This is a genomic window from Spirulina sp. 06S082, from assembly GCF_034932145.1.
In the GTDB taxonomy this organism is placed as follows: domain Bacteria; phylum Cyanobacteriota; class Cyanobacteriia; order Cyanobacteriales; family Spirulinaceae; genus CCY15215.
Map to the genome: position 1 here is coordinate 1 of NZ_JAYGHV010000175.1, position 11,176 is coordinate 11,176.

At 44.6% G+C, this 11,176-nt stretch carries 11 protein-coding genes and 2 pseudogenes; 5 read left to right on the forward strand and 8 right to left on the reverse strand.

The genetic code is table 11. From position 1 onward, the window contains the following. Positions 1 to 212: 212 nt before the first annotated feature. The 3 genes and pseudogenes from VB714_RS12920 to VB714_RS12930 all read left to right on the forward strand — a co-directional run. A pseudogene (locus VB714_RS12920) lies at positions 213 to 320 on the forward strand (Uma2 family endonuclease); the annotation flags it as partial. Then, on the forward strand, positions 309 to 443 hold the full coding sequence (locus VB714_RS12925; protein WP_323224762.1) for a hypothetical protein: 135 nt from the start codon (positions 309 to 311) through the stop codon (positions 441 to 443). The pseudogene VB714_RS12920 and the gene VB714_RS12925, both read left to right, overlap by 12 nt. A gap of 166 nt (positions 444 to 609) precedes the next feature. After that, a complete protein-coding gene (locus VB714_RS12930; RefSeq protein WP_323224764.1) occupies positions 610 to 1,464 on the forward strand; it encodes a DUF72 domain-containing protein in 855 nt (284 codons plus the stop codon). A gap of 244 nt (positions 1,465 to 1,708) precedes the next feature. Here the strand turns inward: VB714_RS12930 and bioD are convergent, their stop codons facing one another. Beyond that, the gene (bioD, locus tag VB714_RS12935) at positions 1,709 to 2,389 is read right to left on the reverse strand and encodes a dethiobiotin synthase (RefSeq protein ID WP_323224767.1); all 681 of its coding nucleotides are present in this window, start codon (positions 2,387 to 2,389) and stop codon (positions 1,709 to 1,711) included. A gap of 409 nt (positions 2,390 to 2,798) precedes the next feature. Beyond that, positions 2,799 to 4,487, reverse strand: a complete 1,689-nt coding sequence (gene ilvD, locus VB714_RS12940) for a dihydroxy-acid dehydratase (RefSeq protein ID WP_323224769.1) — start codon at positions 4,485 to 4,487, stop codon at positions 2,799 to 2,801. A gap of 421 nt (positions 4,488 to 4,908) precedes the next feature. Here ilvD and VB714_RS12945 point away from each other — a divergent pair, with 421 nt between their 5' ends. Continuing rightward, on the forward strand, positions 4,909 to 5,781 hold the full coding sequence (locus VB714_RS12945) for a pentapeptide repeat-containing protein (RefSeq protein WP_323224771.1): 873 nt from the start codon (positions 4,909 to 4,911) through the stop codon (positions 5,779 to 5,781). Positions 5,782 to 5,841: 60 nt separating this feature from the next. Here VB714_RS12945 and VB714_RS12950 read toward each other — a convergent pair whose 3' ends face one another. The 6 genes and pseudogenes from VB714_RS12950 to hemL all read right to left on the reverse strand — a co-directional run bounded on the left by VB714_RS12950 (position 5,842) and on the right by hemL (position 10,231). After that, complete coding sequence (locus VB714_RS12950) at positions 5,842 to 7,083, reverse strand: VWA domain-containing protein (RefSeq protein WP_323224773.1); 1,242 nt, start codon at positions 7,081 to 7,083, stop codon at positions 5,842 to 5,844. Positions 7,084 to 7,166: 83 nt separating this feature from the next. Continuing rightward, a pseudogene (locus VB714_RS27425) lies at positions 7,167 to 7,328 on the reverse strand (RNA-guided endonuclease TnpB family protein); the annotation flags it as partial. Positions 7,329 to 7,466: 138 nt separating this feature from the next. Then, positions 7,467 to 7,841, reverse strand: a complete 375-nt coding sequence (locus VB714_RS12960; protein WP_323224777.1) for a hypothetical protein — start codon at positions 7,839 to 7,841, stop codon at positions 7,467 to 7,469. A gap of 17 nt (positions 7,842 to 7,858) precedes the next feature. Next, on the reverse strand, positions 7,859 to 8,371 hold the full coding sequence (locus tag VB714_RS12965) for a hypothetical protein (protein WP_323224779.1): 513 nt from the start codon (positions 8,369 to 8,371) through the stop codon (positions 7,859 to 7,861). Then, a complete protein-coding gene (locus tag VB714_RS12970; protein WP_323224780.1) occupies positions 8,371 to 8,835 on the reverse strand; it encodes a DUF29 domain-containing protein in 465 nt (154 codons plus the stop codon). Before VB714_RS12970 ends, VB714_RS12965 begins: the two co-directional genes overlap by 1 nt. A 94-nt stretch (positions 8,836 to 8,929) precedes the next feature. After that, a complete protein-coding gene (gene hemL / locus VB714_RS12975) occupies positions 8,930 to 10,231 on the reverse strand; it encodes a glutamate-1-semialdehyde 2,1-aminomutase (RefSeq protein ID WP_416309672.1) in 1,302 nt (433 codons plus the stop codon). A 241-nt stretch (positions 10,232 to 10,472) separates the two neighbouring features. Between hemL and tsaB the strand changes: the two genes are divergently transcribed. Further along, positions 10,473 to 11,117, forward strand: a complete 645-nt coding sequence (gene tsaB / locus VB714_RS12980; protein WP_323224784.1) for a tRNA (adenosine(37)-N6)-threonylcarbamoyltransferase complex dimerization subunit type 1 TsaB — start codon at positions 10,473 to 10,475, stop codon at positions 11,115 to 11,117. The last annotated feature ends 59 nt before the right edge of the window (positions 11,118 to 11,176 follow it).

Genomic DNA, 11,176 nt, shown 5'->3' on the forward strand with positions numbered 1-11,176 from the left:
AATCCGGTTAATGGGTATAACAAGCGGGCAAGATGCCCGCACTACTGTAATTATTGAATATTATCGTAGTGGGAGCGTCTCGCTCCCTAGATTTTTAATGATAGTATTCATGCGGATTTGATATTACTTGGTTGGATATGCTGTTCGCGAAGCGTTCCCGGAGGGAGTAGGTTTCCTCGCCATATCCAATCAATCAAGAGAAGGATTAGGGTAAGGGCGATCGCGGTTCTTACAAGCAATGGGAAGAGGATAATGTTGCCCCGCAAGTGGCTTTTGAAATCCTATCTCCTGGGAATAAGAAGAAAGATATGGAGACCAAATTTCATCACGATGGAGAACGTTTTATTGAATTTGTCGAGGCGATCGAACAACGCGATCGCGAACGAGCCGAGAAGGATCGCGAACTGGTTATTAAGAACTACTCTAAATCCTTTTCTGGATAGAGTTCAGGTAATAGTATCATTGATTTTTTCCTTTTTTGAGAAACGCGATCGCCTGAATTGTAAACTCTTTAAGAAATGCGATCGCCTAAAGTCGTTTCTCTGTATAATATCAACTGGAGGCGAATCGGACAGTTTTCTGTCTCTAAAACTCGTCTGTTGAAAAAATATGAACTTTTATCTGGGGTGTGCGGTTTGGTCTTATAAGGGATGGGTGGGAGATTTCTATCCCGATAAAACTCCTCAAGGGGATTTTTTACGCTTGTATAGCGATCGCTTCACCTCTGTCGAAGGGAATACCACTTTTTATGCTGTCCCAGATCGCAACACAGTAGCGCGATGGAAGGCTCAAACACCATCGGGATTTCATTTTTGCCCTAAAATGCCTAAAATCATTACCCACAATGATTTATTAATCCCCAACCAAGCTGAGGCGATCGCATTTTTAGAGCGTATGGGAAAACTTGGCGATCGCCTCGGGGTCACTTTCATTCAACTTCCTCCCAATTATAGCCCAGAAGCATTTGACGACCTCAAATCTTTTCTTTCTCAACTTCCTTACAAAGAGTATAAACTCGCCCTAGAAGTCCGTCATCTCGACTGGTTTCAAGCCCCTCATGGCGATCGCCTCAATCAATTATTACAAAACTTAAATATTGGGCGAGTTCTCCTCGATACCCGTCCTGTTTATCACTCTTCCAACGATCCGCAACTGCACTCCCGCACTCGCAAACCCGATCTTCCTCTGCAACCCATTGTCACCAGCGATTTGAGTTTAATTCGTTTTATTTCCCATCCCCAATCTCAATTTAATCAAATTTTTCTCCAAGAATGGACGCAACAGATCGATCTCTGGTTGCAAGACGGAAAAACAATTTATTTTTTCGTCCACTGTCCGCAAGAAGAACATTCTCCCCAGACTGCACGGGATTTTCAAGCTCTTTTAGAAGCAAAGGGAACAATTGTTCCTGATTTGCCGTGGAATCATCTCAAAATGCCCCCGAAACAATTAAGTTTATTTTGAAATCATTTTCCGAAGAAGCCATAAGCTGTTGGCTTTGCTTGGGGCTTCCTTCGGGCTTCCTGCGTTTCCATTAATTCGACTTCCGAAGAAGCCATAAGTATTGTATCAGATGATAAAGTTTACCTGGCGCAAAAGAATGAGTATTTCAGCGATCTACCGACCCCCACAACGGTTTATTTTTCTACATTTTTGTAAGTATCGGTCGATAAATCTCCCGTTCCCCCATCAAACACGCAATGTACTCCTAAAGAGAGAAGATTTTCTCGATGTTTAAATTGGAAGCAATTTGAACGAGTTTGTTTTTATCTTTAGGATTGGGGAGATAGGGAACTGTTCCGAGGATGGGAAGATGGGTTAAAGATTGGATCAGATCGATGGGAGTCCAATCACTTAATTGTTCTTCAGTGATGGATTGAGAACAGTTGAGAATAATGCCTTTGAGGTTTAATTTTACCTGACGGGCGAGGGCGACATTGGCCACAGTTTGCGCGATCGCCCCTAACTTGACGGGAACGACTAATACAGCATTTAAGTGCCATTGGGAAGCAATATCCGCAACCGTTAACTCGTGAGTCACGGGAGAACCCAATCCCCCCAAGGCTTCTATCAAAACGAAAGGATAACTCTGCACTAAAACTTGATAGGTTTGCCAAACTTTTCCCAAGTCGATCGCCCTCCCTTCTCTATCGGCAGCAACAGGAGGAGCAACAGGGGCTTTAAACTGAAGCGGGACAAGGGTTTCGGGGGGTTGAGATAGCTCGAATAGTTCTCGATATAACTCCCCATCTCCTGTTCCAGTTTGCAGGAGTTTCATTAAAGCGAGAGTATTGGGCGATCGATAGGTTTGCCAATAAGCCACTAAAGCCGTTGTCACAACGGTTTTCCCCACATCTGTATCTGTCCCGACAATCAATAAATTCGGCATTTTTTCTCGCGATTTTCCTCTTCTTTTCAGCTTGGAATCCTAGTACGCAGCTAGGGGTCTGTCAAGGATTTTTTGGCGGGTAAGGGCGATCGCCATAACCCTAATCCTTCTCTTGGTCGATTGGATATGCTGAACTATCTCTTGGTCGATTGGATATGCTGAACTAAATTCAGCATCCCTCGACCGCAATTCAGCATCCCTCGACCGCTTTCAATGGATTTTTTGTATGAGACAGCGCTTGGGGGATGCTGAGGTTTCCTCAGCATATCCAACCAAGTAAGAAGGGATTTTCAATCCCTGGCGGATCGGGCTATACTCGTCATTTTAAGTATGACAGACCACTAGGGAGCGAGACGCTCCCACTACTGTAATCTACTGTTGTGGTAGCTAATGCGTAAGTCCTATCCTCTTATAAATCCGTTACGGCTCCAAGATGACTGGAAGAAACCAACTTAGCATATTTAGCTAAAACCCCTTTCGTATAGACAGATTCCGGCGCTTTCCAGTTGGCGAGACGCTGTGCTAAATCCTCATCAGAAACGTGGAGGTGCAGCGATCGCGCTTTCGCGTCAATTGTAATGCGATCGCCCTCTTGAACCAAGGCGATCGCCCCCCCCACCGCCGCTTCGGGAGCCACGTGACCCACCACTAAACCATAGGTTCCCCCGGAAAAACGCCCATCGGTAATCAAACCCACAGAGTCCCCCAAACCTGCCCCAATAATGGCAGAAGTCGGCGCTAACATCTCCCGCATCCCCGGCCCCCCTTTCGGACCCTCATAGCGCACGACAATGACATCTCCTGCCATAATCTTGCCATCGAGGATAGCACTCAAACATTCTTCCTCCGACTCAAACACCTTCGCCGGTCCCGTCATTTGAGGATTTTTCACGCCGCTAATTTTAGCAACGCCCCCAAATTCAGCTAAATTCCCCTTCAAAATGGCTAAATGTCCTGTTTTATATAGGGGATTGTCCCAGGGGCGAATTACATCTTGCTCAGGGGAAGGCGTGTCGGAAACCTCCGCCAAAACCTCTGCAACCGTTTGTCCGCTTATGGTTAAAGCATCGCCATGCAAGAGGTCGTGTTTGAGTAACATTTTCATCACTTGGGGAATACCTCCCGCAGCGTGTAAATTCGTCGCCACATAACGCCCGCTTGGTTTCAGATCGCACAATACCGGAACTCGGTTGCGAATAGTTTCAAAATCGTCCAAGGTTAACTCAACGCCAATGGTGCGGGCGATCGCCAGTAAATGTAAAACCGCATTAGTAGATCCCCCAATCGCCATTACCACAGAAATCGCATTTTCAAAGGCCTTGCGAGTCAAAATCTGACTGGGAAGGATTTGCTTCCTAATCGCCTCCACTAGCACTTGCGCCGATTTCGCCGTACTCTCCGCCTTTTCCTCATCTTCAGCCGCCATCGTGGAAGAATAAGGCAAACTCATCCCCATCACCTCAAACGCCGAGGACATGGTATTCGCCGTAAACATTCCCCCACAAGACCCCGCCCCTGGGCAAGCATTGCGCTCGATCGCCATCAGGGTCTCCTCTGTCATTTTCCCGGCTCCGTGCTGTCCCACGGCTTCAAAAGCACTGACAACGGTTAAATCCTGCCCGTCGTAATGTCCTGGCTTAATGGTGCCGCCATAGACAAAAATAGCAGGAATATTCATGCGTGCCATGGCGATCATCGCCCCAGGCATATTTTTATCACAACCCCCGATCGCCAGCACCCCATCCATACTCTGAGCATTACAGGCAGTTTCAATCGAATCGGCGATGACTTCCCGGGAAACTAGGGAATATTTCATCCCCTCGGTGCCCATTGCAATCCCATCGGATACCGTAATGGTTCCGAACATCTGCGGCATTGCTCCCGCCCCTCGCAGCGCGGTTTCCGCCCGTCCCGCCAGGAGATTAATGCCCATATTGCAGGGGGTAATCGTGCTATAACCATTAGCAAGCCCAACAATGGGTTTGCTAAAATCGTCGTCCCCAAATCCCACTGCCCGTAACATGGCACGATTGGGCGATCGTCGAATTCCTTGGGTAATGGTCTGACTTCTCCGATTGTCCGATACATTGCTTGACATAATTGCTGGGTTCTCCTGCTAACCTAAAAAAACTATTTTAATGAAGCTATTTTTCTATTGTCCTACCTTCACTCCCTCCTCTTGACAATTTTGGGGAATTTCTTGGGAATTCTGCCCCGATGAGGGAAAACGCCAATTTTTCAAAAAATGTCTGAATCCTTAACAATTGTTTAAGAAAGCTCGAAAGCCTTGGCTTATCTTGTTTTCACTGAGGGAGAGTCAATCTATTATTGGCGATCGCCTCAAAAGCGATCGCGGAAAATTAGGTTATTCCTACGGATGAAGAATTATAACTAAATAACAGTAGCGATCGAAATAAGCAGATATCAAGGGTGCAGCATTGAAAATCAGGACATTAGGGCAAGAGGGAAATTCCTTCTGGCCTTTATAGTCGGTATTATCTCGCAAAATTATTGAGGATATGAGCAAAGGGTTATTGATGATGGATGCCAGAGAACTCTTGCGGCGCTATGCTAAAGGGGAACGAGATTTTCAGGGCGCAAAACTAGAAAGCGCATTTCTGGGGGGTGCAGATTTAAGTGGCGCAAATTTACGTGAGTGCGATCTCAGTGGAGCTAACTTAATTGGAGCCAATTTGGAAAGAGCGAACTTAAGAGAATCAAACTTAAGTGAATCTCATCTTGATGCTCTATTAAATGAAGCAAACTTAATTGGCGCTAATTTAACCAAGGCAACTTTAAAAGGGGCGAGGTTAATGAATTCTTCCCTCAGAGCAGCTAATCTCCAGGGTGCCATTTTAACCGGCGCAGATTTGAGTTATGCCGTGCTCAGTGAAGCTGATTTGCGCGATAGCGATTTGAGTCGGGCAAAAATGATTGGCTGCAATTTGGGGCGGGCAAAATTAATGAATGCTTCCCTGGAGGGCGCAAATTTAGAGGGTGCAAATTTAACCAATGCAGTTTTGATGAAGGCCAATTTAGAGGAGGCCAATTTAGCCAAAGCCATATTAGATGGAGCAAATCTCAGTTACGCGAATGCAGCCAAAGCTGATTTCAGTCACGCTCGTATTAGCAGTGCCAATTTAGGCAGCAGTAATTTTACAGAAGCCAATTTTAGAGCTGCTCATATTATTTGGACGACACTGCGAAACACAGATTTTACTCGAGCTAATCTCTATCGCGCTCAATTGTGTTGGTCGAATATGACAGGGGCAATTTTGGTGGAAGCACAATTAATTGATGCCAATATTAATGAGGTCAATTTTAAGAATGCAGACTTGCGAGGAGCAATTATGCCTGATGCTGGAAGCCGCGATCTGAATGGGAAAGAATAAGGGACTTAGGGGAGGTTGCGCGATCGCGCAACCTCTGAGTTGGGCTTTTTATTCACATTTCTAACTGTCTTGTAAGATAGTTTTAGAAACAATGCGAGTTTTCTTGCGATCGCTCTCGGATAAGTCCCCTCCTTCTTGGAGTTGCGTTGCACTTCTTTGCAAGACGGTTGCGGCACCGCGATCGCCCATTTGTAAAGCCGTTTTGGCCGCCGTTTGCAACATGGTTGCGGCTCCTGTTTTATCTCCTTGCTGGAGTTTCGTTTCCGCGATTTGAGTTTGACGATATTTAGCCAATGCAAGGATAGACTGCTGCACGGTATTATTGGGCGCGGGTTGATAAAGTTGCTGTGCCTGTACCAACACGGGAATATTCTCAGAGAATAGCCCTTCTTGTCCCAAGCCAGGATCGTCATAGCGCACCTGTATATTGGCAATAAGATGCTCTCCCGCAGGGAGTCGATCGATATAGAGATTAGCCAGCACTACCCGCTCTTCCTTCATTAAATCCCCCAAACGCACGCTATAGCGATCGCCTTCGGGTTGTACGGGGAGTTCAATGGTGTCCGGTGCAACTTGAGCGACGGGTTTAAGTTCGGCCAGCCTCGTCCCCATAGCCAGATCGAACAATAAGTAAGCATTGGTTAAACCCACAGATTGAATGCGGGTAAAAAGTTTGCCAAACTCCTCTAGGGCTTGTTCGGGTTGTTCGATATAGGATAGCGCTCCTCCTGCGGTATCGGCAATTTTTTCGAGAATATCTTGATTCCAATGGGAGCCAAAGCCCAAAGTATTGAGGGTAATATTATATTCTGAAGCCAATTTAGCCAGTTTCAAGCAGCGATCGTTATCCCCGTGTTCGTTTTCCCCATCCGTAAGGAGAAAAATCTGGGAAGTCTTATCCTCTTTACCTTTAGCGACTTCTTCCATGCCTAATTTCAGTCCTTCATCGATCGCCGTCCCCCCATCGGGTTTAAGTTTTTCAATGCGCCGTTTCACCTCATCAATATTTTCTACGGTTTGATTGGGAATGAGGACTTTAGCGCGGTGATCGAAAGTAATGATGGAAATGCGATCGCTGGGTTTGAGTTTATCCACTAAATTGATCGCAGCTTCTTTTACGGTTTTGAGGGGTTTTCCGTTCATCGAACCGCTATGATCCAACACGAGACACAAATTAAGCGGTAATGTACTATCTTGTTCTCCTGCTAAAGCAGAGAGGGAAATCGAGAGTTGACGTTGACTGCTGGCTTGATTGGCATCAATGTGGGAATCATTGAGAATAGGGTGCAAACCGACTTTCATGGTAATTAGGACTCTTAGAGCTTCACTTTCTTAGGATAGCTTGCTTGCTGGCAAGACGATGGGAATTGTTGACACTCCTCTGCCTAAAGGCGAGAGGATTCTTCCCTCACAGGGAGAAGCCTTGTAAAAGCAGTGCCTTTACTTGGTCTTACTCTCCCTCCCGAAGCAGTAGCGGTATGCCCTACCGCCAAAATTCGTAAACCTTCATCTCGAATATTCTTAGCTGCGTTAATATCTCTATCGTGGACAGAAGTTTTAGGTGTAGTCAAAGAACTCGATCGCGCTTTAGGAGAAGCAGGATTATAAAAGTTGGGAAAAGATGGCGATAGAAGCAAAGCCAATTTTTCGAGTATCATTGCTGATAACTCATTTTTCTGATTTGACTAATCCGCCACAAATTTTAATGCGCGATCGCTATTTTGTGCCTTTTGACATAAATTCAATAAATCCTCAAAGAATTTCTGAATCTCCTGAATTTCTATTGGTTCAGCTTCAATTTCCGTAACTTTAATATTGCTTAAAAGTGATTTGAGATACTCAATATCTTTTAATAAAAGAGCCACTTCAATCGGAGATAAAAGAGCATCACCTTCTTGGCCATAGTAATATTGCCAAAGTTGTGCTAGAATTTGAAATTCGTGTTGATGTTGTTCTGTAATATATTGATATGTAGCCAGCCAAATTTGTTCTGGTAGTCCACAATATCCTAATTCTTTGAGAAGGTTGCCTTGCACATCGCAAATGTAAATATCCCGCATTCTTCCTCTTTTTTAATTTATTGACCAGGGAACTGAGTAACAACGATATTGCCGTTAGTGTCGTAGATAACACTTCCAGTTCTTGTTAAATTACAACTATTATTTCTGCTTGTTCCTATATTACTGTTGAGAGTTGCTACAGCTTTGATGCGACCATTATTTTGATGTTTTTCAACGCAAGTATTAGAGTTTTTAATTGCATTACAAAACTTTCGCATATTAGCTTCACTGCCACAATAACTAGGAATAAAAATACTCTTATTGTCATTAACACAACTGGCATTACAATGGCGATCGCGGATATGCCGGAAAGCTAAATTAGTACAGTCAATACTAGGACAACCTCCCGCAGCATACAAATTAGGAGAGGAAGAGATAGGAGTGTCGGGAAGAGCAGAATTTGTAGGAGTGTAGAGGAGAGAAGAGTCATGGGTTGGAGAAGAATGTACCCTCAAACCAATGGCGATCGCAATAGTCAGTATTGCTAAAGTAAATTTGATTGAAAATGAAATAATATTTTTTTTGTTCATTACTTTTCTCCTTGGGATAAAAAATCGGAATTTAAAACTTCTTCAGAGGTAAAAGGAAATTTATGAGGAAACATTTCAATCGCTAATTCTGTTTCCTCTGCTGCATCTTCTCGTGCATAATCATAACATTCTCTCAATATCTTTAAATAGAGTGGTTTAAGACTGGGACTATCCGTTAAAAGAAAATCAATTTGGCGACGTTGTTCGCGAATTGTACTCAACCAACTTTTTGAACGTTTGTCTTCTTGATATTTCCATTTCAGTAAATGAACCAGCAAAACAATTAAACGACTTTTTAGTTCTCGTTTTTCAGAACGTCCCATGCTTGCTAATTCTTCAATTAAATTATGGCGATCGAGTGCGTTCCATTCATTAGTTTTTAATTGTCGAATAGTTTCCTGTAACCATAACTGAAAATCGCGATCGTAAAGTGTTGAAGTAGATATTTCTGAAACCTGCATCATTTCACAATATGAACTACGAGAATTGTAACAAAAAAAGATGAGGATGGTCAACCCAACCCCCATCTTTTGTACTTAACTCTTCGCAAGCTAGTCTTTACAAATCTGCCATTACTTTCTGGGCTGCTTCTAAGGTTTTATCGATGTCTTCATCAGTATGAGCTAAAGAAGTAAATCCCGCTTCAAATTGAGAAGGAGCAAGATAAATTCCCTGTTCCAACATCCCACGATGATAGCGAGAAAATTTCGCCAGATCCGACTTTTTGGCATCGTCGTAATTGTGGACGGGATCTCCCCCGAAAAAGAGGCCAAACATTCCACTAATATGACCGCCAGAAGTTGCGTGACCCGTCTCTTTCGCAATTTTTTGCAAACCTGTAATTAATTTTTTGGTGACGCGATCGAGATGTTCGTAACTACCAGGTTTTTGCAATAATTTCAAAGTTTCGATCCCCGCAGTCATTGCTAAAGGATTCCCAGAAAGTGTTCCCGCTTGATACATGGGACCCGCAGGAGCAACCATAGCCATAATATCCTTACGACCGCCATAAGCTCCAACGGGAAGACCGCCACCAATCACTTTCCCTAAAGTTGTCAGATCGGGAGTTACGCCAAACTTCTCTTGTGCGCCACCGTAAGCGATGCGAAATCCTGTCATGACCTCGTCAAACATTAATAATGCGCCATTTTCTTGCGTAATCACGCGCAATCCTTCCAAAAATCCAGCATCGGGAGGAATAAAGCCAGAATTGCCCACTACAGGCTCGAGAATAACACCAGCAATTTCCTCGGGATTGTCTGCAAATAGCTTTTTAACGGCTTCTAAATCATTGTAGGGAGCGTTGAGGGTATCGCTGGCGGTTGTTTTGGGAACTCCAGGAGAATCTGGTAAACCTAATGTTGCCACACCGGAGCCTGCTTTAACTAAGAACATATCGGCGTGACCGTGATAGCAGCCTTCAAACTTAATCACTTTATCGCGTCCAGTAAAGGCTCGCATCAAGCGCAACACGGACATACAGGCTTCTGTACCTGAATTGACAAAACGAACCATATCGATGCTGGGAACAGCATCAATGACCATTTCCGCTAGGGTATTTTCTAGGGTGCAAGGAGCGCCAAAACTGGTTCCTTTGTCTAAAGCAGCTTTTAATGCTTTAATTACGTCAGGATGGGCATGACCGCAAATAGCGGGACCCCAAGTGCCGACATAATCAGTATATTGGTTGCCATCAATATCCCAAATTTGGGAGCCTTTGACGCGATCGAAGACGATGGGTTGGCCGCCAACGGACTTAAATGCTCTCACGGGAGAACTGACTCCTCCAGGCATCAATTTTTGAGCAGCCGTAAAAATCTCTTCGGATTTGCTGGTATTCAAAGATGTAGTTGCTACCAAAATTTTCTCCTTCTTTGTAATTGAATCTTGTTTTGCGCGATCGCCATGTTTGCCTTGAGGGGCAAGGGAATGAGAATAAGGGGACGATCGGCAAAAATGCACGCTGCGATCGCGTTTGCCCGTTACAGGTTGCCAATTCCCTTTAAACTTTGAGATAGGCGACATTTTAACAGTTATCCGTTATCCGTTTTCGGGAAATTGCGCTTCTATTCCCTCGATCTTTTTGCTTCTTCGTTTCGTTATGATTCTTGATTCTCCTCAAACTTACGCTCTCGCGTTGCATACCACCAGTTCTCAATTGGGATTGGCGATGGATAATTTTGCTGGGGATTCTCGCGATCGCCTTTGGAACCTGCAGCGAGAGTTATCCACTCACTTGCATTCCCATCTGGTAGACTTTATTCAACCCCAAACATGGGCGAATCTAGCTTTTCTCGCCGTCGCTAAGGGGCCTGGCAGCTTTACCAGTACCCGTATTGGGCTAGTAACGGCACGTACCCTCGCCCAGCAACTCGATCGCCCTTTATTTGCTATTTCTTCTCTAGCGGGGTTTGCTTGGTCGCAAAAGGAGTTATTTCAGCCAGGCGATCGCATTATGGTTGAATATCCTGGCAAACGCGAAGCAATTTTTAGCGCAATTTATCAATTTATCTCCGATCGAGATGGGTTCAAGATAATTCTGCCCGATGGGGTTATGACTTTGGAACAGTGGCAGAAAAAACAACAAGATTTAGACTCTTCCGCAATTCTCCTTCAAGTCCCGTTAGATTTAGGGCAAACTGCCAACAGCATTTTAGAATTAGCTGCCCTCGCTTGGAAACAAGGCGATCGCCCCCATTGGTCCCAAGCACTCCCCTTTTACGGACAACACCGTGTGATTAGTTGATAGTTGATAGGTGATAGGTAAGTAGTTGATAGTTGATAGTTGATAGTTGATAGCGGGGA